We start from the raw sequence: 24,481 nt of genomic DNA on the forward strand, positions 1-24,481 counted from the left end.
AAATCAATGGCAGGGTTTAATGGCAACTTAAGTTAAATAGAATTACATATTATCTCATGGCGCGTTTCAGGATACGGTCACCTTGTTTATTAAAGTATTCCGCAGACTCTTCAACAGATTTCTGACCATAATCGATATATTGAATTGCATCCCGGAACAATGAAACGATTTGCGGGTCATCAAAGTATGGTGACGTTTTCATTTCATGTGGCAGTTCTAATGCCATATTTAAACCAGCAACAGATGGATCTTCATCTTTAATCACACCGCTGGCACGTAGTTGAGTTACTGCAGTCTTACTCAGTGGTACGCCACGCTCTAAGCCCATAGCATCAACACCTTCTTTGCTGTTAAGCAAGAAGTTGATGAGCATGGCACTTTCTTTAGGATACTTAGTCGATTTACCAATTGAGAGCATTTGAGCTGGTTTAAAGAACAGACCTGCATCTTTGGCTTCTGGCAACATCGGATAAGGGCCAAGTATCAATTTTGCTGGTTTAGTCAGGTTATCGGAATACTTAGTAATGGTGGAGTTCCACATATAAGTACCCCCCCATTCACCATTAATCCACGGCTTCATTTCGTACATATTGCTTTTGCCGAATGAGGCATAGTATTTAGTGGATGGCATCACATGGTTATCAACCATTTTCTTATACATAGTGAAGAACTCAACCCACTGTTCTGGTGTATAAGCAAACTTCTTATTAGCTTCATCGATAGTCGGTGTGTTGTATTTTTGTGTCATGTAAGAGCGAATTAATGCCAGAGTATCCTGATGCTCTAATACCACAGGGTAATATTGGTCACCCAGTTTTTCTTTAAACACTAAACCTGCGTTAAGTAATTCGTCCCACGTTTTTGGATACGCTAAACCAGATTTAGCCCAGGTCGCGTCATTGAAGTAAAAAATACGCGCTGTCACTGAAATCGGGATACCGTTTAATTTGCCATTAACAGTAGTTTGTTGCAGTTCTTTCGGATCGAATTGAGCCAAATCCAACTGCGCTGACACTTTATTTAAGTCATAGAAGCCAGTGCCATCTTTGGAGAAGATTGGCAACCAGTTCCAGTTTGTTTGCATAACGTCAGGTTCAGTTCCACCCGCAATTTGCGTCGTCAGACGTGAAAGGTGACCGTCCCAGCCGGTGTATTCTGCCTTAACATTAATGTTTGGGTGCTGCTTGTGGAACTCTTCCAGAGCTTTAAGTGTCATTTGATGACGCCCATTGCCCCCCCACCATGACATGCGTAGGTTAACATCATCTTGTGCAAAAGCCTGATGTGATAATAAAGCCAGAGTGGATGCTATCAGCGTGTGTAGGATCGCTTTTTTCATTGGGTACTGCTCCTGTTAAAGAGAGATATTTTTTTCTGTTTTTGCATCAAAGATATGGCATTTATCCATATCAAACTGGAAGTACACGGTACGATGCAGGCCACTTTCAATAATTGGCCGTGCTTCATCAGACGGTAAGCGACAAGTCAATTCAAAGTCGTCAACCTTGATGTACAAGAAGAATTCATGCCCCATGTTTTCCACACGAACTAATTCACCTTGCGAATGGTTATTGGCAAAGGGTTGTTGGGACATGCGAATAAATTCTGGGCGTACACCAAAGAACACTTTTTCACCGGCATGGGCGGCCACTTTGGCTTGCTGCTTTTCACTCAATACCAGGGTGTATTGGCCAACTGTCAGGCCAATTTGCCCCTCTTTTTCTACCAGCGTACTCGGTTTGATGTTCATTTCCGGTGCGCCAATAAAACCTGCAACAAACATGTTGGTAGGGTAGTGGTAAAGATTGTCCGGGGTATCAACTTGCATGATATGGCCCAGTTTCATTACACAGATCCTGTCACCCATCGTCATGGCTTCAGTCTGGTCATGGGTAACATAAACTGTTGTTGCTGCTTTCCCGCTTTTTTTCAATTGCTTATGCAAATCTGAGATGCGGATACGCATTGATGCACGCAACTTGGCATCGAGGTTCGACAACGGTTCATCGAACAAGAAAACATCAGGTTTTTTCACAATCGCACGGCCTACTGCCACACGTTGTGCCTGGCCACCTGACAACTGGCGTGGCAGCCTGTCCAGCAGATCTTCCAGCTCCAGAATTTTGGCTGCTTCTGCAACTTGTGCTTCAATCTGATCTTTTGGCAGCTTGCTCAGTTTCAGGCCAAAGGCCAGATTCTCTTTCACTGTCATGTGCGGATATAACGCATAGTTTTGGAACACCATGGCAATACCACGTGATTTAGGCGCCAGATTATTAACGACCCGATCACCAATTCGAACTTCGCCATCACTGATGGTTTCCAGACCTGCCAACATGCGCAGGGTGGTGGATTTAGCACAGCCTGATGGACCAACAATGACCATAAACTCGCCATCATGGATTTTCAGATCAATGCCATGAACCGCGCGGAAACCGTTGGAGTAAACTTTGCCTAATTTATTGAAAATGACTTCAGCCATGATAAATCCTCTATTAACCTTTAATTCCGCTGCTGGTTACGCCTTGCACGAAGTAGCGTTGAGCCAGGAAGAAAACAATGATGGACGGCAGAATGGAGATGCTTGCCATTGCCAGAATTTCGTTCCACGGTGCGCCTTCGGTGACGTCGATTGACATCTTCAGAGCCAGCGCTATCGGGTACTTATCTACGCTGTAGACATAAATCAGCGGGCCGATAAAGTCGTTCATTGACCACATAAATTGGAACAGTGCGACGGAGATAATGGCCGGCTTCAAGATTGGCACAACCACATACCACAACACCTGTAGCGAGTTACAACCGTCAATTTGTGCCGCTTCTTCCATATCGCGTGGAACACCACGCAGGAACTGAATCAGCATGAAGACGAAGAACCCTTGGGTGGCGAAGGCCGTCGGCAGATAAAGTGGTAAGTAACTATTCAGCATGCCCATTTCACGGAACATGATGTATTGCGGAATCAATAACACAGTACTTGGCAGCAACATGGTGGTAATCAATGTTGCGAACCAGAATTTCTTCCATGGGATCTCAAAGCGTGCAAAACCGTACGCCACGATAGTGGAAGAGATAATCGTCAGAATGACTTTCGGGATTACAAACTTAAAGGTGTTAAGCATGTAGTGACCGAAGTTATATTCAGTACCGGTTTTCCAACCATTAACGAAACCATCACGAGTGGCGTTTTCTGGCCATAATCCTAATGTGGTGAAAATTTCATTATTAGGTTTAAACGCCGCAGAGAACATCCACAGCAGTGGATAAAGCATCATCAAACCGACAATAATCAAAATGATGTAGCGGAAAGCAGCACTGACTTTTGCTTTGCGTTCTGTGCGGCTAATTTCCGCATCAGCAATTTCCTGCGCCAGATCTAATTTCTTCTGGTTGGAAGTTTGTTGTACGTCAGTCATTTTTTCCTCCTTTATCGGCGGAGTAGAAGACCCAATATTTAGATGATTTAAATGCAATTGAGGCGAAGAGGGCGACTACCAGGAATAATACCCAGGCCAGTGCAGCACCGTATCCCATATCAAAGTATTTAAACGCTGTATCATAGATATAGAGCGAGAATAAATACGTATAGTGAGTTGGCCCACCGTCGGTAATAACGTACGGTGCGGTAAACTCTTGGAACGCCTGCGTAGTTTGCATAATAAAGTTAAAGAAAATAACCGGCGTGATCAGTGGCACGGTAACTTTCGTAAACATTTGCCATTTAGAGGCACCATCGATCATGGCTGCTTCATATTGTGACTGCGGTACGTTCTGCAATGCGGCAAGGAAGATAACCATGGCTGAACCGAACTGCCAGACACGCAGTAATGTCACAGATGTCAGCGCCAACGCTGGTTCTCCCAACCAGTTGATGGCGTCAAACCCGAACACACCAATAAAGCTGTTTAGCAGGCCATCAATGGCGAACAGGGCACGCCATAACACGGCAATTGCAACGCTGCTGCCGAGGATTGATGGAATATAGAAAGCAGTACGGAACAAGCCGATACCGCGTAATTTAAAATTCAGTACAAAAGCGATCCCTAGAGCAAATGCCAGTTTTAAAGGAATAGTCAGAAAAACATAAGCGAATGTCACGCCCATGGATTTCCAGAATAAATCATCTTCAAGAAACATATGACGATAATTCTCGATCCCGTTAAATACAGGAGGGTTCATTAAGTCATACTCAGTAAAACTGAGAAAGAAGGATGATACAAAGGGGAAAGCCGTAAATATTATCAACCCAAGTATATAAGGTGATAAATAGGCTAACCCCAGCATTCTGTTTTCATTCATAATGCTTACCTATTTTTAATAACATGAAAGATAAATAAAATTACTGATTCAAAAGCGTCGGATAAATAAAATCGATATCATACAGAGTACGGTTTTCCCCGTTCACCCGATAATCTCCATGAATGTAACCACCGTTGGTAATAAATTGAGGCACAGCAGCAGACTTATTTTGTTTTGCTGCAATTAAGGTCAATATTGCTAATGCAATCGGATTGTCGATGCGGAAATAACGGTGTTGAGCCGATTCAACAAACAGGCCGCGATGGTAATGTTGTTTAAAGAGTTCATCGCCAACTTGCCAGGCTAACTCAAATAATCGGCTACATTGGCAGTGCTCCGCCAGTTCAATTAAGGCCAACAACAGGTGTGCGGTGGCAGCGGGTTTTTTACCCACCATCAATGATGCCCGGCGTTTTTGTTTATTCAATTCAGCAAACTGCCAACGGTGCAGTAATACACCAATTAGATCCAACAGTTCTTCATCTTCACTCAAGCGCCAGGCGCGAACTAATGGCAGTAAATAATCAACGTCTAATGGGAATGGCGAAATAACGGTACCTTTAGCGCCATAGTAGCCATCACGCTGCAACACATAACCGCTCATGTCTTGCCCATCGTTCCATAACGGGCGCAATGTATTGCTCTCAACGTCATAAGCAAAACGATAGTAATTTTTTAAGCCATCAATAACCCATTGTAGGACCTGGGCATCGGGTTGTTGACGCAAGATATCTAACATCGCCAATGGATTATCAATCAGTAGTGGGCGCATATCACGGAACAGCACATTTGCTTCGCGGGCAATGTCACCAAATTCTGGGCCAAACTGGCGCTTGGCACGATCGCCATACCAAGATTGGGTTTGGTTATCGTCCGCCGGGATAGGGCGACGCTGTTGTGGCGAACTGAACTGATAAACCGGTAAACCTGTTTCCGGGTTACGAGCTAACACATATTGGCGATAGAGGTGTTTCCCCCAAGCCGCTGCGGCGATATCACCCGTATATTCAGCATACTTATACGCGGCATAAATCAGGTCAGTACCCGCATTCACAAAGGTCAGGCCTTTGGTTTCAGGAAGACGTGGCAAGTCAGTAGGGTTAACCACATCGCGGCGTGCATGAGTGAACACATGCGGGTCGCGTAACTTGTCGTAGCTACCGTGGCGGCCCAGATCCAGTGTTTGCCAATCTTCTACATGGGCGTGCCAAAAGCCTTGCAAAAAATTAAGTGTTTTTTCCCGGTCAATAGTGACCAGAAAATCGTAATAAGGTAGATGATGTTTCAGTTCATGTACTTGTGCTTTTGACTCTGGCCCTTCGGTTGTTAACGTATCCAGATTCAGGAAACGATGGCCGCCCCAGTAAAACAGTCCGCTTTGGTCATGAACGCCATGCTGCATGAAATAGCTGCTTTGCACCCGTGCTTGTTGGTGATATTGCGGATCTTGAGTCACCAGACTGAGGGCATCCAATGTCCGCAGCCAGTTTTGCTGGCTGGCAAAGTTAGATATTGGTGTCTTGTGCCCATCAGGGAATTCCCACACCACCGGTTGATGAGTCAGTACATCAAAACCATCAGCTAACAGAGGTGTCGGGTTTTGGCTGCTATGGCCAACAGACTGGACCAGATCAACATAGCTGCGAATAGCACAGAGCCAGTTAACCATCATTGCGTCGCTGCCTTTAATGTTGCCTACAAAATCCATCGCCATAACCCCATCATCAACTATCAGCATGGAACCGGTTTAAGGTTCCTTATAAATAGAAACGTCGTTTCACAATCTATTATATTTGTATTTACTGACGAGTCATTGAGCGAATGACAAAAGTGTGATCGAAGTCGGAACGTTGTTTTGAATTTTTTATTTTTGCAGTTTTGGCAGGAATTTATTGGCGAATTTATTTGTTAACTAATTGATAAATAAATAATAAAAAAGGCACAACAGAAGTTGTGCCTCGACGAGCCTTTGAGTCAAAATAGTGCGAATAACACCGCCTGATAGACCTTAACTCAAATTAGTCATGATTATCGGCTTAGCGAGCCAACCAACCGCCGTCCACTGCAATGGTATAGCCGCTGATATAATCAGATGCTTTAGATGCCAGGAAGACCACCGGGCCTTTCAAGTCATCAGGCAAGCCCCAACGGCCCGCAGGGATACGGTCAAGGATCTCTTTGCTGCGTTCTTCATCTTTACGCAACTGTTGGGTATTGTTGGTTGCCATGTAACCCGGTGCGACTGCGTTCACGTTGATGCCGTGTTTAGCCCACTCGTTAGCTAACAGGCGGGTTACACCCATGACTGCGCTTTTCGATGCGGTGTAAGATGGCACACGGATACCACCTTGGTAAGACAGCATTGATGCCACGTTGATAATCTTGCCGCCATGGCCTTGTTTGATGAACTGTTTGGCAACCGCTTGAGACATAAAGAACACGGTTTTGATGTTAACGTTCATGACATCGTCCCAGTCCTTTTCGCTAAAGTTGATCGCATCTTCACGGCGAATGATACCGGCGTTATTGACCAAGATATCGATTTGGCCAAATTCAGCGACTGCTTGTTCCAACAGGGCAGGGATGTGCTCAATTTTACTCAAGTCAGCAGTCAGGCTAAGGAAACGGCGGCCCAAAGCAGTCACTTTATCAATAGTTTCACGCGGCTCAACAATGTTGATGCCAACGATATCACAACCGGCTTCGGCTAAACCGATCGCCATGCCTTGGCCCAAACCAGTATCACAGCCAGTAACCAGTGCAACTTTACCTTTCAACTCAAAGGAATCTAAAATCATAGCTAACATCTCTCTCAAGGCGGTCAAAGATTGCCGCGATTTCAATATTGGGGAGAAAACCGTCCAAAGGACGGATTCGGTTGGTGACGCTTAACGCAATTCGCTAACAGCGATGTGGTCCATATCACCGAAGACTTGGTTTTCACCGACCATGCCCCAGATGAAGGTATAACGCTTAGTGCCCACGCCAGAATGAATCGACCAACTTGGTGAAATCACAGCTTGTTCATTGTGGACTAATAAATGACGTGTTTCCTGCGCCTGGCCCATCATGTGGAACACCGCTGTTTCTTCGTCCATATCAAAGTAGAAATACACTTCCATACGGCGCTCATGGGTATGACAAGGCATGGTATTCCACAGATTGCCCGGAGCCAGTTTGGTCAAACCCATGGTCAGTTGGCAGGTTGGCAACACGTCAGGCACGATGTACTTATTTATAGTGCGACGGTTACTGGTGGCATCATCACCCAATGTCTGCGGTGCCGCCTCTGCCAGCGTGATTTTTTTGTTTGGATAAGTGGTGTGTGCTGGCGCGCTGTTGTAGTAGAACTTGGCAGGTTTTGCGCCGTCGATACTGCTGAATTGCACTTCTTTCGCACCTTTACCCACATACAATGCTTCTTCGTTGCCAATGTCATAACGCTGACCATCAACAACGATAAGTCCTGGGCCACCGATATTGATTACACCCAATTCGCGGCGTTCCAGAAAGTAACTGACACCCAGTTGTTTACCGACATCATCACCAATACTGACCGCTTTGCTGACAGGCAAAATACCCCCGACGATGATGCGGTCGATGTGGCTATAGGTCATGGTGTACTTATCTGCGGTGAATATATTTTCGATCAAAAACTCACGACGCAAACCCGCAGTATCAAGCTGTTTCGCGTGCTCGCTATGGATGCTTTGACGAACTTGCATGTCAGTGCCTCTCTTACAGAACAGTATCTTGGTGGGTAAAACCCAGCGCAGAAAACAAGCCAGACGTGAACCAGCGCATGATGCCGAAATTGTTGCTGACAACCTGTACTGGTCTGACTTCTGACCGAGCGTTTCTTGTAATGCTGAGATGATAGTGTTTGCGGGAAGTTAATTCAATAAAAATGAAATGATGTTTTATTATTTTTTGAGGGATGTCATGATTTTTGGATTATTTATGGCTTGTCTGCCAATTTTGCCCGTAGAATGGGCAGAATTCAGCGTGAAACTGTGATTACGCTACATCAGAAACTTATTCTGCATAATGAGGTGTGACAATGAAGATGTTCTTTATTAATGATGAAACGCCATGGGAAGAGTTGGACAATGGTATTAAACGCAAAGTAATGACCTGGAGCGATGATCTGATGATGGTCTGCGTTCACTTTGACAAAGGTGCCATTGGTACTGCACACAAACATGACATTCATGACCAGATTGCTTATGTTGCTGCAGGCAGCTTTGAAGTGGAGATTGAAGGGCAAAAACGCATATTGAAAGCGGGTGATGCATATCGTGCCGTGAAAAATGAGATGCACGGCGCGGTATCTCTGGAAGATAACAGTATTTTAATCGACACCTTTAACCCTAAGCGAGATGATTTCCTCTAAGGGTATTCGGGCGGTTGAGTCAGTGGCTCCACCGCCCTCTACGATCAACATGGTAATATTACGTTATATCTTTCTTACTCAATTGCTCTAATGATTCCAACTTAATATCAGACAATACCCAGCGCGGGTCTGCGCGATATTCGGGCGATGGGATCACGATAGAGCGCATTCGTGCCGCTTTCGTCGCAATCATACCGTTCACCGAATCTTCCAGCGTGACGCATTGTAACGGGTCGATACCAAGAGCCGTTGCAGCATTTAGATATACCTCAGGATGCGGTTTACTGTGAGGCAGATATTCGGCCGAAACCAGACAGTCGAACTGATCTCTAACGCCTAGCATGTCCAACACACGCTCTTGCATATGCAAAGGGGATGCTGACGCCAGACCAATTTTCAACCCTTGTTGGCGGCAAAGATCCAGTGCGTACTCAACACCTGGCAGCACTGGGCGAGTTTCTTCTACCAACTCTATTGCCCGGGCGATAATGCGGCTGCACACTTCCGCCTGACTCGGGCCTTGCCATGGCATGGTTTGGAACCAAAGTTTAACCACCAAATCGATGCGTAAACCCAGAGTATCGGGTAATGAATTACGCGAGGATGTGTCCAGACCAAGATTGGTGAAAATATCGAGTTCGGCCTGTAGCCATAATGGTTCCGAATCAATCAGTAAGCCATCCATATCGAAAATTGCGGCTTTAATCGGGTGAGGGGTTGCCATTTATCATCACTCCTGTGGTTTTTTAGCTACCAGTTGAATACTTTATCATTAACTTAATGATAAAGCGCCGCATGAGCCAGACTTGAATTTGCGTTAAGGGTGAGAGTTAAAGCAAAAATTTTGCACAAAGAACGCATGTAGCGGGTAAACTAAAGCTACATAAGTTGTGGTATTTACAAGGAGAAGTCATGACCTATCAACAGGCTGGGCGCGTCGCTGTTATCAAACGGATTGCAGGGTGGCTCGTTTTTATTCCAGCACTGCTGTCAACATTGATCTCAATTATCAATTTTGCCTATCAATATAGTCAAAAAAGTAGCGGGATTAATGCGGTCATGTTGGATTTTATCCATGTGATGACCGATATGATTCGCTTCAATACCACTTTTCTGGATGTTTTCTGGTTCAACTCACCAGTGCCTGATCTTCAGCAGGGCGTAACCGCCGCGAACATTATGTTCTTTATCATCTATATGCTGATTTTTGTCGGTTTGTCATTACAGGCATCCGGTGCTCGCATGTCGCGGCAGGTGCGGCACATTCGTGAGGGTATTGAAGATCAATTGATTTTGGAACAAGCCAAAGGTAGCGAAGGGCGCAGCCGTGAACAGTTGGAAGAGAAGGTGGTTTTGCCGCATCACACTATCTTCTTGCAGTTTTTTACCTTATATATCTTGCCGCTGGTGATTGGTGTGGTGGGGTATTTTGTTCTTAAATTGTTGGGATTGATGGCTCAAGGGTGATTCTGTAGTAAGCAAATTGGAGTAAGCAAGCCTTGCTGAGTGATAAATAGATGCATAAACAGGCCAGCGTGTGGAGCAGCATTTTGGCCTTTTTACTGCCTATTTAGTTGATATATAACGAAATTAATGTATTGAAAGAATTTTTCGAGAAAAGGGTGGCGATACCCCTCTTGCACTCACACTATTCCTGATGTGATTCCCTTATGCTGTAGCACTCTTTCCTCTGTCATATCAGTAAAGTAATGAACGTTTTCATTTCCAAGAAAATGCGTAATTTTATTGTATTAGCCCAAACAAATAGCATGGCGAAGGCGGCTGAAAAATTACACATGACGGCATCACCTTTCGGCAAAAGCATTATGGCGCTGGAAGAATTGGTGGGTTATTCCTTATTTACTCGCAATGAGAAAAGTATCAGCCTCAATAAAGCAGGACAAGAGCTTTATCAGGAATTATTTCCTATTTATCAACGACTTTCAGCTATAGATAACAGTATCTTGGCCATGTCACAACGGCAGAAGAATATCGTGATAGGGGTTGATAACACTTATCCAACCATCATTTTTGATCAATTGTTCAGTCTTAGCGATAAATACGATGGGATTACGGCTCAGCCTTTTGAGTTTAACGAAAACAGTGTCATTGATGACTTACTCGATCGCCGGGTGGATTTTATTATCTCTCCTCAGCAAGCGTCACAGCGTGTCACCCATATTGATACCCTGCAAGCCACCGAGCTTCCCTCTTTACGGCTTGGTTTTTTAGTGTCACGTCGTTTTGAAAATATCCAGGCGATAGAGTTGTTGAATACATTACCTTGGTTGCAAATGCGCTTCCAAAATAGGGCAAATTTTGAGTCCCTACTGGGTGCGCATTTTCGTGCGATTGGGATTAACCCCACCATTATCTATCGCCCTTACAGCTTCATGGCAAAAATCAGTGCTGTTGAGCAGGGGCAGTTTCTGACGGTGGTGCCGCAGTTTGCTTATCGGTTAGTTAACCCCGCCAAACTGAAATATTTTGATGCGCCGAATCAGCCCATGTATATGCGAGAGTATCTTTATTCGCTCAAGAATAACCATCACATAGAAAAAGTCATGGGCTATATACATGCAGACCGAGAGGGTGATTAAGGTGCCAACATTGAGCCAAATTCGAACAGATTTTGGTGCAACTGGAATGCTTGCGCCAAATTGTGATGCAAGTGCCCACCTTTGGCCTGAGCCAGATAACTATGCAGATAGTCACGATACATCGGATGCGCACAGTTATTAATAATCGTAGTGGCACGTTGCATGGGTGATAGCCCGCGTAAGTCAGCCACGCCTTGTTCTGTAACGATAACTTTTACGCTGTGCTCACTATGATCAACATGAGTACACATCGGCACAATGGTGGAGACCTTTCCACCTTTGACGATGGAGGGGGCCATAAAGATCGACAAATAGGCGTTGCGCTCAAAATCTGCACTGCCGCCAATACCGTTGACCAATTCTGTACCGGCAACGTGGGTCGAGTTGGCATGGCCATAGATATCAAATTCAAGCCCGACGTTAAGGGCAATAACCCCTAACCGACGAATGATTTCAGGGTTGTTAGATATCTCCTGTGGCCGCAACACAATGCGAGTAGAGAAAAAATCCATATTGTCATAAATTTTTTTCAGTGAAGCGGGGGAAACGGTCAAGCTGGATGCGCTTACTCCCATGACTTTTTCGGTTTCTAATAATTGAACCACCGACTCTTGCAACACCTCCGAATACATCATAAACGGCGGAATATCTGGGTTTTCCCCCAGACGTTTCATCACGGCGTTATTGATATTGCCTACGCCGCTTTGTAACGGGAGAAACTCTGGCGGAATACGGCCTAGTTTGAGTTCATTAAGTAGGAAACTCACCACATTGTCGGCGATCTTCTCGCACAGCGGGTTTTCGCGATCCAGGCTATTACCGGCATCAGGCAAATGGGTTTCAACGATGCCAACAATTTTGCTGGGGTCCACTTGTACATAGGGTTGGCCCACTTTATCCAGTGTATGGTAGATAGGCAGGGTATTACGCCGTGGTGGGGCACCTAGCATGATGATATCAGCCAGTTCAGCGACGCGTGGGCTGTGGTAATGATTGAGTTCTATGATGATTTTCTTGGCTTTATGTAAAAAAACCGGCGCATTACCAATGCCGCTGCTGAGATACACCTTGCCATCAGCGGTTATCGCCGAGGCTTCGATAACTGCAACATCAATCTCACCAAAGAAGCCATAGCTGACCATTTGTGCTACTTCACTCAGATGCAGGTCAACAAAACTGACTGCACCCTGATTGATTTTTTCCCGCAATACAGACGCTGTCTGATAGGGCGCGCGCCAGGCGACCGCGTCAGCCTCAGCCATTTCATCATCAGCTTTGGCGCTAATAGATGCGCCGGTCAGTAAACGAATCTGAAACTCTTTTTGCTGCTGGTGATACGCCATGGCGCGTCGCGCAATGGCGGCAGGAAGCGCCTTAGGCGCTCCGGCTGGGGTAAATCCACTGAACACCACCATATGACCATGTTCAATACATTCGGCGGCTTCATCAGCGCTCATCATGCAATATGACCGTTTCATAAAGAGATCCTCTGGTTGAGAAGGTTTAATGCCCCAAAAAGTTAGGCTTACGCTTCTCCATAAATGCGCTCATGCCCTCAAGGTAGTCTTCACTATCGTAGACGGCACGCCGCAGACCTTGAATGCGCTCAAACTCATCTGAATTCATGGTGTGAGCTTCACCTAAAACCCGCAGTTCTTCTTTAATAACGGCGATTGCCAAGGGCGCTTTTTCAGAAATGACGTGGGCCAGTTTTAGGGTGAAATCCTCCAGGTCAGCGGGGTCAACGATATGATTGAGAATGCCAACTGAAAGCGCACGCTGTGCGGTTATTGGCGCGGCGGTGAAAATCAACTCTTTCACAATATGGAAGCCAGCATCGCGAATAAGATTGTGGATACCCACCAAATTGTAGGGAACCCCCAGATTCACTGGTGTCATCGAAAAGGTTGAGGTGTTACAAGCCACAATAATATCTGAGCTCATGATCATCTCGAATGCTCCGCCCCAAACGCTACCTTCGACCATGGAAATGATCGGTTTAGGATACTTTTGGATAGTTCGGGTGATTTGGCGCAGTGGGTCATCATATGACAGTGGATCACGTCGGCCAGTGGGTAATTCGTGGATATCATGGCCGGCGGAGAACACTTTTGAACCTTCGGGCGCGCGGAGAATTATGCAGCGGATATCGGTATGATTGAGGTCATGCAATGCTTGCATCAAATCATCAATAAACACCTTACTTAAGGCATTGAGTTTGCGTGTGTGGTTGAACTCAATAATACCCACCCGATTGGCAATCAACACTTTGACATACTGATAAGACATGGTTATTCCCTTTAATTGATGATTTTTTGTGTAATAAAATGGGTTACATCATTAATACCGGCTCGCGGCGAGATTTGATTTTGACGTAGCAGATCTTCAATTTGTTGGTAGTGCTGGCGGACCTCGGGGTGAGAAAACAGCATTGCAAGTGCATTTGCCTCTACCTGATGGCGCACCCAACCAAGATTTTGTTGTTGGCGCAAGGTGGTGAGTTGCCCACTTTGCGTCATGACCGGCCAAAAACTTTGTACTGCCTGCCACACTTCGCGAATACCGCGTTTTTCCAACGCGCTACAGGTGAGAACCCGTGGCTGCCATGCAGGATATTTACGGCGAATGATATGCAGTGCGCTGTGATACATATGGCGGGCGATTTCAACATTGCTGTGGTTGTCGCCGTCATCTTTGTTAATCACAATAAAGTCGGCCATTTCCATAATGCCTTTCTTAATGCCTTGCAGGTCATCGCCAGCGCCGGCAATTTGCAAAGAGATAAAGCAGTCCACCATTTCAGCCACTTCGGTTTCCGATTGCCCAACGCCGACGGTTTCAACGATGATGACGTCGTAACCTGCGGCCTCACAGAGCAAGATCAATTCGCGGGTACTCTGGCTTATCCCGCCGAGGTGGCCCCCTGACGGCACCGGGCGCACAAAAGCATGCTCAGCGCGTGATAGATTCAGCATGCGGGTTTTGTCGCCCAAAATGCTGCCGCCACTGATGGGGCTGCTGGGGTCAACTGCAATCACCGCGACCTTATGCCCTTGTGCCAATAACTCTTCGCCTAGCGCCTCAAGAAAGGTGCTTTTCCCCGCACCGGGTGTGCCGGTAACCCCCAGCCGTTTAGCCTGCCCGGTATAAGGCATAATGCGGTCTAACAGCCGAGCGCTTAATGCCTGATGTCGGGGGAGGCGGCTTTCTGCCAGCGTCATGGCTTGCGCTAATGCGGCCCGGTCTCCCTGGCGCAAGCGGTGAACGTAGTCCTCCATATTGTCGATATCAATCATGGCGGCGGCTGATGAGTTGTAGAACGTCACGCACGCTAACGAGCATTGGCGTACCCGGCCCATAAATTGCTGCCACACCCTGCTCACGCAAGAAGGCGTAGTCCTGTGGCGGGATAACTCCCCCTGCCACCACCAGAATATCTGGCCGTGCGTATTGACGCAGCGCTTCAATCAACTCAGGGATCAATGTTTTGTGGCCAGCGGCAAGGGAAGACGCACCGATAACGTGAACGTCATTTTCCACTGCCAGACGGGCGATTTCATCTGGTGTTGAGAACATCGGGCTAAGATCGACATCAAAACCGAGGTCAGAGTATGCGCTGGCAATGACCTTAGCGCCCCGGTCATGGCCATCCTGGCCCATTTTGGCAATCAGAATTCTGGGTCTGCGCCCGTTTTCACTGAAGAAAATTTGGGTCTGCGCCACTATTTGATCAAATTCCTGAGCGTCTTTCTCGCTCTGGTGATAGCTGCGCGCAATGACACCGGTAACGCATTCGCTTGGTACCAGATAGCGGTCGAATACCATTTCCATCGCATCGGAAATTTCACCCAAGGTTGCACGCAGTCGTGCAGCTTGAACGGCGGCCTCCAGTAGATTTTCATGGTTTGCAGCCGCATGGCGCAAGTTTAGCAACGCTTGTTGAACCGCGTTGTTATCCCGCTCGGCGCGAATACGTTTAAGTTGTGCAATTTGTTCATTGCGCACTTTAACGTTGTCAATTTCCAACACTTGAGTTTCAGCTTCTGTCGCTAACTTATACTTATTCACACCGACAATAACGCGTTTACCCTGATCGATAAGTGATTGCTGACTGGCGGATGCTTCTTCAATCATGCGTTTGGGTAACCCAACCTCAATGGCTTTTGCCATGCCGCCCACATCATCGATCTGTTTGATAATGGTTCTGGCTTGTTTCACCATTTGATCGGTTAATGACTCAACAAAATAAGAGCCTGCCAGCGGGTCAATGGTGCGGCAAATCGCCGACTCCTCTTGAATGATTATCTGTGTATTACGCGCAATGCGTGCTGAGAAATCAGTTGGCAGGCCGAGAGCTTCATCAAAAGCATTGGTATGTAAAGACTGGGTGCCGCCGAGGGTTGCACCCAGAGCCTCAATGGTCGTGCGAATAATATTGTTGTAGGGATCTTGCTCGGTCAGGCTCCACCCTGAGGTTTGGCAGTGGGTGCGTAGCGCTAATGATTTAGGGTTGGTTGCGCCAAATCCACTGACTGCCTCACTCCAAAGGAAGCGTGCGGCGCGTAACATGGCAATGTTCATAAACAGATCCATGCCAATGCCGAAGAAGAATGAGAGGCGTGGGGCAAAGTCATCAATATTTAAACCGGCATTTAAGGCCGCTTTGATATATTCAATACCATCAGCAATAGTAAAAGCCACTTGTTGCACGCAGTTGGCACCGGCTTCTCCCATATGGTAGCCACTAATGCTGATGGTATTGAAGCGCGGCATATTTTGCGAACTCCAGGCGATGATGTCGGAGATAATGCGCATGGAGGGTTTGGGGGGGTAAATATAGGTGTTGCGGCACAGATATTCTTTCAGAATGTCATTCTGGATGGTACCGGTCAGTAGCGCTGGAACCACACCTTGCTCTTCGGCCGCGACGATATAAAACGCCAGAATGGGCAGTACCGCACCATTCATCGTCATTGAGACAGACATTTTATCGAGTGGTATTTGGTCGAACAGAACCTTCATATCCTCAACGCTATCAATTGCCACACCTGCTTTACCCACATCACCAGAAACGCGAGGGTTATCTGAGTCATAACCGCGATGGGTGGCAAGATCAAATGCCACAGAAAGACCTTTTTGCCCCGCAGCCAGATTTCTGCGGTAAAAAGCATTTGATTCTTTAGCGGTTGAGAAGCCAGCATATTGGCGAATTGTCCAGGGCTGAGCGGCATACATCGTGGCTCTCGGCCCTCTAACGTAGGGAGCGAGTCCAGGGAACGAACCGGTAACTTCTAACCCATCAAGATCACTGGCGGTATAAAGCGCTTTTACCGTAATACCTTCGGGTGTGTTGCTGCTCAAATCCTCTATTTTAATTCCTCGTTTGTTTAACTCTTTATTAGCGAGGTTTTCCCACTCACGAATATCCACCATTTGTCTTGCTCCCAATTACTGGCAATAGAATGCCTATCGAAGGCTATGAAATATTCCTCGACGAAGGCTTTTGATTTTATTTAAGTAAGCGCTTTTTGCTGTGGATTGTCGCGGGCAAAAAAGAACAGGGTGTCACGTCATTATTAGACGGTGGGGATGCATCTAATCTGTGGTTTTGCTCATGTTTTTTTAGAAAAAACGTCTTCCGTTATGAGATATTGGTCATAAAAAAAGCACCCTTATTGGCTGACCAATAATGCGGTGCTTTTTATAGCCGGCTGGTTATTAGCACTAGCCGGCGTCTAGCGAGTACCCACTAAAAACGTTCGGGGTGCAACAAGTGCTCAACGGCTTTCTGCGCGTTAATCCAGTGCTGCCCGCCAAATAAATTACTGCGGTTCAATAAATAATAAAGCTGATAAATAGGTTGGCGATCAATAAAGTCGGCAGGGAGCGGCCAAACACTCTGATAACCATCATAAATCTGGGCGGGTAAGGCAGGGTAGAGCGGTAGCATAGCAAGGTCGCACTCGCGATCGCCCCAATAACAGGCGGGATCAAAAATCACTGGCCCCTGGGCACTGGCAGCACAGTTAGCTGGCCATAAATCACCGTGTAAGAGTGAGGGCTGTGGCTGGTGGCCTTGTAAACGTTCTTGCACTAAGTCGGTTATCTGGTCGATATCACCAAAAGACATGCCTTTTTCCGCGGCCAACTGCAATTGCCAGCCGATACGCTGCTCAGCAAAAAATTGCCCCCAGCGGCGCTGCCAGCTATTGGGCTGCGGCGTGGTGGCCAGATCATTATCAAAATCCAGCCCGAATTGCAGTTGCTCGCTCCATTGATGCAAATGGGCTAATTGCTGGCCCAGACAATAGGCATTGTGGGCATCCAGTGGCTTCAGAGGGATATATTCAAGTAACAGAAAACTGTAATCGCGATCGCTGCCCACACCATAGACTTCGGGGACCCGGACTGTTTTACTGCGGGACAATAACGAGAGTTGATCAGCTTCAGCGGTAAATATAGGCAGCATCTCGCGGCTATCACATTTCACGAAAACCTCAGATTCACCATAACTGAGACGCCAGGCTTCATGGATATCCCCACCCGGCAATTCGGTTCTTTCCCGAATTTCGGCGGGGCCAAAGTATTCACCTAACAGACGATTCACTGCTTGCCACATGATTCACCCCCTATTAGCTGCCAGTTACACCCTTTGAAATTGAAATCACAGGGTTGTTAGCGACGGTAACTCATCCTAATTATCCGACTGCGTTAGCCATCAGGATTAATGAGCCTCATCCCTGGGACAAGCATAAATACTGTTAAAATGGACTCCTGAATGATTGGTTATTCGCTTACAGCCTGCAAGACCTATTACTTTGACTACAGATCATTAGGTTAGCGTCTTTATGGTGTGAAGAACAAGAGCTGGCGCACAGGGATACCCGTGCCTGATCAAACAAAAGACGGATTCTACTGGTAAAGTGTTAGTCGTTTTGCTGTTTTGTTCATATTACGACAAAAATGGCATGTTAGAAAAACTTGCTACTGGTTGAGCCTTAATAATAAACATTGCCGTACAGCATAATTGCTATCCGGCATGTTTATTGGGACTTAATTGATTATAGCAGGTTACCTTTCGGCGTGTTTTTAGCGCTAGCGGCTGTGGACTGAGGGGCCATTTTGCGGCCCTTTACTGGTTTTATATGGCTATAAATTAGGGCTATCACAAAGAACAATGCCTGAATAATGACAATACAGGGGCCGGTGGCACCATCAATATGGAAACTTACCAGGGTACCCAGCACACAAGCGACTACTGACACCAGTGTGGCAACAATCAACATTTGATCAAAACTGCGGCAAACCATAAAGGCAATAATACCGGGTGCGATTAGCATGGCGATAACTAAAATAACCCCCACGGCCTGCAATGACGCCACGATGGTTAATGCCAATAGGCAAAGTAAGCCATAGTGCAGCAATTTGACCGGTAGCCCAATGACTCTGGCATGGTTTGGATCAAAGCAGTAGAGCATGAAGTCTTTACGTTTTAATAGCACCACCAACAGAGTGAAACCGGCAATCCACATGGTTTGTTTCAGTTCCGCCAATGAGATACCCAGCATATTGCCGAATAGAATATGACTGAGGTGTTGGTCTGTATCCATGCGGGAAAATAGCACTAAGCCAAATGCGAACATACCGGAGAACACAATCCCCATGACGGTATCTTCTTTGACCCGACTATTGTCTTTTAAATAACCGGTGGCAATGGCACAGAATATACCGGAAACAAAGGCCCCGATAACCAGTGGAATACCGAGCCAAAAGGCCAGCACAATACCTGGTAGCACGGCATGAGAGATAGCATCCCCCATCAATGACCAGCCTTTTAATACCAGATAACAAGACAGAATTGCACATACCACACCAGTAATAATCGCGGCCACTATCGCCCGTTGCATAAAGGGATAGGCGAAAGGTTCGCTGACCAGGCTAAACAATGTATTCATACATTATCCTCCGGCTGGTGGGGCGCTGGATGGCGGCGTTTTTGGCGAGAACGGAAACGGGTCGCCAGTAATCCGTGTTTCGGCGCGAAGAAAAAGGCCAAGAGGAAGACCAGCGTTTGTAAGGTCACAATGACCCCGCCCGTTGCGCCGTCCAGATAGAAACTGAGATAGGCACCGAAGGCACTGGTAAAGGCACCAATGGCAATGGCTATCATTAGTAAGCGGCTGAAACGGTCCGTAAGCAGGTAAGCGGTTGCTCCTGGTGTCACCACCATGGCAATAACCAAGATCGCCCCAACGGTCTGCAAGGCCGCGACAGTACAGGCACTTAACAGGGTGAAAAACAGAATTTTCAGGCGTAAGGGGGATAGCCCTATCGACATCGCATGGCTTTCATCGAAAAATACCGCCAGCAAGTCTTTCCAGATCAGGCATAAAATTACAAAAGAAACCAAAATAATGATCTCTACTTGTAATACATCTTCATCTGCTATCCCCAGAATATTACCAAAAATGATTGACTGGACATTGACTGAGGTCGGGTTGAGCGAAACGATGAGTAAGCCAACGGCAAAAAAGGTCGAGAAGATGAAACCAATGATGGCATCTTCTCGCAGACGGGTGACATGGCGCACTAAGGTCATCGCCAATGCCGCGAGCATGCCGGTAAAGAATGCACCAGCAGCATAAGGTAGCCCGAGCGCGTAAGCACCCGCCACCCCTGGAACGACCGAGTGTGATAGTGCATCACCCATCAGCGACCAACCTTTCAGCATCAGATATGCAGATAAGAATGCGCAGACGGCACCGACAATCGCACTGACCCAGATAGCCTTGACCATGTAGTTGTAGTTAAACGGTTGCAGTAACAGTTCCAGCATTAGGGGTTTTTCTCCTTTGACTGGCTCTGTGCAGGTGGGTCATTCTTGGTATGACCATAAAATACCGCAGGGCGTTCATCATCGGTAATGACCGTGACGGTTCGTGGGTCATTATCATCGTGCAGTGCGGTACCGGAGAGATTGATATGGCGCAGAACACCACCGAAAGTCATTTCGAGATTCTTTTGGGTAAAGGTGGTTTCGGTCGGCCCGGCGGCTAGCACGGTTTGGTTTATCAGAATCACGTGGTCACAAAATTCTGGCACGCTACCGAGGTTATGAGTGGAAACCAGAATCAGGTGGCCTTCATCGCGCAGCGCCCGCAATAAATCAATAATGGCATTTTCTGTTTTGACGTCAACGCCGGTGAACGGCTCGTCCAGTAACAATACTGAGCCTTGCTGCGCCAGCGCGCGAGCCAGAAACACCCGCTTCTTTTGCCCCCCCGATAGCTCACCAATCTGGCGTGAACGTAATGCCGTCAAACCGACTCTCTCAATGGCTTTATCGACAATGGTTTTATCTTCACGGCTCGGGATGCGCAGAAAATTCATTTTGCCATAACGGCCCATCATAACTACGTCTTCTACCAATACGGGGAAGTTCCAGTCGACATCTTCGGTCTGCGGCACGTAAGCGATGGTATTTTGTTTTAAGGCATGGCTGATGGGTTTATGGCTCAGCTCTACTTTCCCGACACTGGGTTTAACTAACCCCATGATACTTTTAAACAGTGTCGACTTACCGCTGCCATTAACACCGACTAAGGCGCAAATTGTGCCGCCGGTCAGTGAGAAACTGGCGTCATAGATAGCAGTATGCCCGTTGTTATAAGTGACAGTGACATTATCCACTACCAGCTCTGGGCGGACAAAAACAGCATGACTCATTGACCAAATCCTTTCGCGATAGTTTGTACGGTAGTATTAATCAGATCGATATAAGTGGGGACCGGCCCCTTTTCATTCGACAGAGAATCTACATATAACACACCACCATATTGTGCACCGGTTTCTTTACTAACTTGTTTTGCTGGTTTATCGGAAATGGTACTTTCACTGAATATAACCGGGATTTTATTTGCCCGCATGGTATCGATGACGCGGCGCACCTGTTGTGGGGAGCCTTGCTCTTCAGCATTGATCGGCCACAAGTAAACCTCTTTAAAACCATAATCTTTTGCCAGGTAGCTAAAGGCACCTTCACTGGTCACCAGCCACCGTTGCTGCGCGGGGATGCGAGATAAGCGCTCACGTAACGGGGCATCCAGCGCGGCAATTTTTTCAGCATAAGCTTTGGCATTACGGTTATAGGTTTCAGCATGGGCGGGATCGTGCTCCACCAGTGCTTTCCGAATATTCTCAATATAGATTAAAGCGTTTGATGGTGACATCCAGGCGTGTGGGTTTGGAATACCTTTATAGGGCCCTTCACGGATAGGCAGGGGGGTGATGCCATCCGTAACCACAGCCGAAGGGACATCTTTAATATTTTCAAAGAAACGCTCAAACCAGCGCTCCAGGTTCATCCCATTCCACAGAATCAAATCTGCTGATTGTGCTTTCACGATGTCTCGTGGGGTGGGCTGATAGTCGTGAATTTCTGCGCCGGGTTTGGTGATTGACTCAACAACGGCCGCATCACCGGCGACATTCTGCGCAATATCCTGAATAATTGTGAATGTTGTCACAATTTTGAATTTTTTATCAGCGTCGCTGGGTTTATTTTCAGCCGATGCTGAAATGCTGATCACCGAGGAAAATGCAACGAGAGTGAACAGTGTCATGGCACGTAAAAAACGGGGGGTAACACGGCTAATGGGGTGCAGGTAGGGTATTTTTTGCTTAGTAAACATGGCGATGTTCCCTTTCTTTAAATGAAAATGATTATCAATATCATTAGCGATGAAGTCAAGCCTTGCCATACAATAAACTAAAACTTACCGATAGTTACTGAATATAGCCTGATCATTATGTTGATAATGGTCAAAATAGGCCAAAAAATCTATTTGGACGAGGTGACAACTTGTATATGCTACAAAACGGCTTATCAGCACGGGGAATACTGTGAATCCAAAAGTCGGTTGCCTAATGGCAATTTTATTGCTGGCGGGGTGTGCTAAACAAACTCCGTCACCACAAGCAAATAACGGGTGGCTGAAGAAAGCGCCACAGGGTGGTTTACTTAACGGACCGAAAAGCAGCGGCGGTTCAACTACAGTTGCTTATAGCGATGTAATTAAACAAGCAGCCAGCCATTACGGCGTTGATGAAACCTTGATTAAAGCCATTATTCAGGTGGAGTCTGGTTACAATCCAGATGTGGTGAGTACCTCGAATGCCGTGGGTCTGATGCAGATTAAAGCCTCTACCGCTGGCCGTGATGCTTACCGAATGAAAGGGCGTAATGGTCAACCGAGTTCAGGTGAACTAAAAGATCCGGTGAAGAATATTGATATTGGCGCGGCCTATATCAATATTTTGCAAAACCAGCAGTTAGCGGGGATAAGTGATCCGCAAACATTGCGTTATGCCACCATCGTTTCTTATGCCAATGGTGCGGGTGCGATGCTGCGGACTTTTTCATCCGATAAACGTCTGGCAGTGAATAAAATAAATAGTCTTAGCCCGAACGAGTTTTATCAGCATATACAAAAGAAACATCCGGCCGCACAAGCGCCACGCTATTTGTGGAAAGTAGATACCGCGTACCGGGCGATGTCAGAGTAATATTAAAACGCTAACCGATGTAGTCTTTCAGGCGCTGTAACTGTTATCAGTATAAACATCGGCTAGCGTTTCCCTCTTCAATCTCACTCTTGGTTATGCAAGTGCTGGATGATAGTTAGCAATAATGTCCAGTATGCCATTTATAATAAATTGTACGCCCATACATACCAGCAAGAACCCCATCAACCGTGAAATGGCTTCAATGCCGCTCTTGCCCACCCAGCGCATAATGGCCCCGGAGCTGAGCAGTGAGCCCCATAAAATCAATGAAACACAAAGAAAAATCAGCACCGGTGCGACAGTGACGACCCATGGGCTGAATACGGCATGGTCTTTCACCGATGCGGCAGAACTGATTATCATAGCAATCGTCCCAGGCCCGGCAGTGCTTGGCATCGCCAGCGGTACAAAGGCGATATTAATAGATTTCCGCTTCTTTAAATCCTGCGATTTTGCTTCTAATTGGGTATCTTCAGTCGACTGCTGTGGAAAAAGCATACGAAAACCGATAAATGCCACAATTAGCCCACCGGCAATACGCAAACCGGGAATAGAAATACCGAAGGTATTCATCACAACCTGGCCGGCATAATAAGCGATGGTCATAATAAAGAAGACATAGATTGATGCCATCTTCGATTGCTGATTGCGCTCCTCGCTGGTCATGTTGCCAGATAACCCAAGTAATAGGGCTACCGTTGTCAACGGGTTTGCCAGTGGCAGCAGTAATACCAAGCCTAAACCAATGGCTTTACATAATTCGAAAATATCTTGCATCAGTCTTACTCCGAAAATAACATCAAACGCCCCGATGAAAGTAAAGCATATCAGGCAATTAGTCGTACATTGGGTAAATATATTGCAACAGTGCATTATTCCCTACTTTGCCACTCTACGCGATACGTCAGGCAAAAGGCTATCGGGGATTAACTTGTGGCTGATGAATCACTGGTAAGTGAGCGGGTTGAGTGAATAAATGCTGCCAACGCTACGGTAACTTATATGTGATATAGATCAAATCTCTGGCGAGCAACAGTTGGTTCAATACCGCAGATCCAGAATAATCATGTCAGCATCAATTTCTGCAAGGAACTCGGTTTTGTGCATTTGTGATATCAGTGTTGAAGATGAATATACTCGTCAGCCGCTTTCCGCTTCTGCTGCATGGGTGTTAGATACACAAGCCGCGCGTGCGCGTGGTCGGTTACGTTTTTTAAAACCCAAGCGTGAAGCTCGGCCGCGCTGGCGTTTAGCACCATTAAAAGATACTTACGAGATTCGTTTTTATCCTAACCGTCTGCCAGAGCTATGGTTTTTCAGTGCGGAAAATGCGGCCAGAAAACGGCTTTAATAGTTAAATGTGGAGTAAGCTGATATGGCCTTTAACGCCGACGAACGTAGTGCGCTGTTAGCCGTCAAAGGAGTCGGGCCAACGGTAGTTACTCGCCTGGAGCAACTTGGTTTTACCTCCCTTGCGCAACTCAGTCAGGCTGATATGCGCGAAATAGTCGCCAGTGCGGCGGCTATGGTGGGTTCCACTTGTTGGAAAAATAGCCCACAAGCACGTTCAGCTATTCAGGCCGCCATAGAGTTGGCAAAAACGCACTCATCTGAGTGAATCCGT

Annotated in this window: 25 protein-coding genes; 7 read left to right on the plus strand and 18 right to left on the minus strand. The window is 46.7% G+C overall.

Annotation, left to right across the window (positions count from 1 at the left end):
• Positions 1-49: 49 nt before the first annotated feature.
• The 7 genes from A6J67_RS13665 to kduI all read right to left on the minus strand — a co-directional run bounded on the left by A6J67_RS13665 (position 50) and on the right by kduI (position 8,024).
• Positions 50-1,339, minus strand: coding sequence for an ABC transporter substrate-binding protein (locus A6J67_RS13665; RefSeq protein ID WP_050074101.1), 1,290 nt, complete (start codon positions 1,337-1,339; stop codon positions 50-52).
• Between the two features lie 15 nt (positions 1,340-1,354).
• Positions 1,355-2,482, minus strand: coding sequence for an ABC transporter ATP-binding protein (locus A6J67_RS13670; RefSeq protein WP_005182933.1), 1,128 nt, complete (start codon positions 2,480-2,482; stop codon positions 1,355-1,357).
• A gap of 13 nt (positions 2,483-2,495) precedes the next feature.
• Positions 2,496-3,416 carry a carbohydrate ABC transporter permease gene (locus A6J67_RS13675; protein ID WP_042569902.1) on the minus strand — a complete coding sequence of 307 codons (921 nt, stop codon included), beginning with the start codon at positions 3,414-3,416 and terminating at the stop codon, positions 2,496-2,498.
• On the minus strand, positions 3,409-4,299 hold the full coding sequence (locus tag A6J67_RS13680) for a carbohydrate ABC transporter permease (RefSeq protein WP_005182931.1): 891 nt from the start codon (positions 4,297-4,299) through the stop codon (positions 3,409-3,411). The genes A6J67_RS13675 and A6J67_RS13680 overlap by 8 nt, the downstream gene beginning before the upstream one ends.
• A 40-nt stretch (positions 4,300-4,339) precedes the next feature.
• Positions 4,340-6,007, minus strand: a complete 1,668-nt coding sequence (locus tag A6J67_RS13685) for a pectate lyase (RefSeq protein ID WP_032905892.1) — start codon at positions 6,005-6,007, stop codon at positions 4,340-4,342.
• A gap of 328 nt (positions 6,008-6,335) precedes the next feature.
• Positions 6,336-7,097, minus strand: coding sequence for a 2-dehydro-3-deoxy-D-gluconate 5-dehydrogenase KduD (gene kduD, locus A6J67_RS13690; protein WP_005182925.1), 762 nt, complete (start codon positions 7,095-7,097; stop codon positions 6,336-6,338).
• 90 nt (positions 7,098-7,187) lie between these two features.
• The gene (kduI, locus tag A6J67_RS13695) at positions 7,188-8,024 is read right to left on the minus strand and encodes a 5-dehydro-4-deoxy-D-glucuronate isomerase (protein ID WP_050297738.1); all 837 of its coding nucleotides are present in this window, start codon (positions 8,022-8,024) and stop codon (positions 7,188-7,190) included.
• Here kduI and A6J67_RS23800 point away from each other — a divergent pair.
• Entirely contained in the window at positions 8,023-8,148 is a 126-nt protein-coding gene (locus A6J67_RS23800; RefSeq protein ID WP_005182924.1) for a hypothetical protein, read from the plus strand. The two genes, kduI and A6J67_RS23800, sit on opposite strands and share 2 nt — an antisense overlap.
• A 211-nt stretch (positions 8,149-8,359) precedes the next feature.
• Positions 8,360-8,692, plus strand: coding sequence for a cupin domain-containing protein (locus A6J67_RS13700; RefSeq protein ID WP_050297737.1), 333 nt, complete (start codon positions 8,360-8,362; stop codon positions 8,690-8,692).
• Positions 8,693-8,750: 58 nt separating this feature from the next.
• On the opposite strand, the gene hxpB is transcribed toward A6J67_RS13700, so the two are convergent.
• Positions 8,751-9,416: a hexitol phosphatase HxpB gene (gene hxpB / locus A6J67_RS13705; RefSeq protein ID WP_050088356.1), complete on the minus strand. Its 666-nt coding sequence runs from the start codon at positions 9,414-9,416 to the stop codon at positions 8,751-8,753.
• A gap of 188 nt (positions 9,417-9,604) precedes the next feature.
• Here hxpB and A6J67_RS13710 point away from each other — a divergent pair, with 188 nt between their 5' ends.
• Complete coding sequence (locus A6J67_RS13710) at positions 9,605-10,159, plus strand: YniB family protein (protein WP_005182907.1); 555 nt, start codon at positions 9,605-9,607, stop codon at positions 10,157-10,159.
• Positions 10,160-10,401: 242 nt separating this feature from the next.
• Positions 10,402-11,292 carry a LysR family transcriptional regulator SrsR gene (gene srsR / locus A6J67_RS13715; protein ID WP_032905804.1) on the plus strand — a complete coding sequence of 297 codons (891 nt, stop codon included), beginning with the start codon at positions 10,402-10,404 and terminating at the stop codon, positions 11,290-11,292.
• On the opposite strand, the gene A6J67_RS13720 is transcribed toward srsR, so the two are convergent.
• The 9 genes from A6J67_RS13720 to yfeA all read right to left on the minus strand — a co-directional run bounded on the left by A6J67_RS13720 (position 11,289) and on the right by yfeA (position 21,983).
• Complete coding sequence (locus A6J67_RS13720; protein WP_032905803.1) at positions 11,289-12,770, minus strand: succinate CoA transferase; 1,482 nt, start codon at positions 12,768-12,770, stop codon at positions 11,289-11,291. The genes srsR and A6J67_RS13720 overlap by 4 nt on opposite strands.
• A 25-nt stretch (positions 12,771-12,795) precedes the next feature.
• Positions 12,796-13,581: a methylmalonyl-CoA decarboxylase gene (gene scpB, locus A6J67_RS13725; RefSeq protein ID WP_005182903.1), complete on the minus strand. Its 786-nt coding sequence runs from the start codon at positions 13,579-13,581 to the stop codon at positions 12,796-12,798.
• Positions 13,582-13,592: 11 nt separating this feature from the next.
• On the minus strand, positions 13,593-14,588 hold the full coding sequence (gene meaB, locus A6J67_RS13730; protein ID WP_032905802.1) for a methylmalonyl Co-A mutase-associated GTPase MeaB: 996 nt from the start codon (positions 14,586-14,588) through the stop codon (positions 13,593-13,595).
• Positions 14,581-16,725: a methylmalonyl-CoA mutase gene (scpA, locus tag A6J67_RS13735; protein WP_042569901.1), complete on the minus strand. Its 2,145-nt coding sequence runs from the start codon at positions 16,723-16,725 to the stop codon at positions 14,581-14,583. Before scpA ends, meaB begins: the two co-directional genes overlap by 8 nt.
• A 316-nt stretch (positions 16,726-17,041) precedes the next feature.
• Positions 17,042-17,911, minus strand: coding sequence for a fructosamine kinase family protein (locus tag A6J67_RS13740; RefSeq protein ID WP_005182896.1), 870 nt, complete (start codon positions 17,909-17,911; stop codon positions 17,042-17,044).
• A 442-nt stretch (positions 17,912-18,353) separates the two neighbouring features.
• Complete coding sequence (gene yfeD, locus A6J67_RS13745) at positions 18,354-19,247, minus strand: iron/manganese ABC transporter permease subunit YfeD (protein WP_050074096.1); 894 nt, start codon at positions 19,245-19,247, stop codon at positions 18,354-18,356.
• Positions 19,244-20,128, minus strand: a complete 885-nt coding sequence (yfeC, locus tag A6J67_RS13750; protein WP_005182891.1) for an iron/manganese ABC transporter permease subunit YfeC — start codon at positions 20,126-20,128, stop codon at positions 19,244-19,246. Before yfeC ends, yfeD begins: the two co-directional genes overlap by 4 nt.
• A complete protein-coding gene (yfeB, locus tag A6J67_RS13755; RefSeq protein ID WP_032905800.1) occupies positions 20,128-21,018 on the minus strand; it encodes an iron/manganese ABC transporter ATP-binding protein YfeB in 891 nt (296 codons plus the stop codon). The genes yfeC and yfeB overlap by 1 nt, the downstream gene beginning before the upstream one ends.
• The gene (yfeA, locus tag A6J67_RS13760) at positions 21,015-21,983 is read right to left on the minus strand and encodes an iron/manganese ABC transporter substrate-binding protein YfeA (RefSeq protein ID WP_032905799.1); all 969 of its coding nucleotides are present in this window, start codon (positions 21,981-21,983) and stop codon (positions 21,015-21,017) included. Before yfeA ends, yfeB begins: the two co-directional genes overlap by 4 nt.
• A gap of 211 nt (positions 21,984-22,194) precedes the next feature.
• Here yfeA and A6J67_RS13765 point away from each other — a divergent pair, with 211 nt between their 5' ends.
• Complete coding sequence (locus tag A6J67_RS13765) at positions 22,195-22,857, plus strand: transglycosylase SLT domain-containing protein (protein WP_005182886.1); 663 nt, start codon at positions 22,195-22,197, stop codon at positions 22,855-22,857.
• A 93-nt stretch (positions 22,858-22,950) separates the two neighbouring features.
• Here the strand turns inward: A6J67_RS13765 and A6J67_RS13770 are convergent, their stop codons facing one another.
• A complete protein-coding gene (locus A6J67_RS13770; RefSeq protein WP_005182884.1) occupies positions 22,951-23,634 on the minus strand; it encodes a MarC family NAAT transporter in 684 nt (227 codons plus the stop codon).
• Between the two features lie 322 nt (positions 23,635-23,956).
• Here A6J67_RS13770 and A6J67_RS13775 point away from each other — a divergent pair, with 322 nt between their 5' ends.
• Both A6J67_RS13775 and A6J67_RS13780 read left to right on the plus strand, forming a co-directional pair.
• Positions 23,957-24,208, plus strand: coding sequence for a hypothetical protein (locus A6J67_RS13775; RefSeq protein WP_005182880.1), 252 nt, complete (start codon positions 23,957-23,959; stop codon positions 24,206-24,208).
• 24 nt (positions 24,209-24,232) lie between these two features.
• On the plus strand, positions 24,233-24,475 hold the full coding sequence (locus tag A6J67_RS13780) for a hypothetical protein (protein WP_005182878.1): 243 nt from the start codon (positions 24,233-24,235) through the stop codon (positions 24,473-24,475).
• Positions 24,476-24,481: the final 6 nt, after the last annotated feature.

Source organism: Yersinia sp. FDAARGOS_228, assembly GCF_002073315.2.
GTDB lineage: Bacteria > Pseudomonadota > Gammaproteobacteria > Enterobacterales > Enterobacteriaceae > Yersinia > Yersinia intermedia.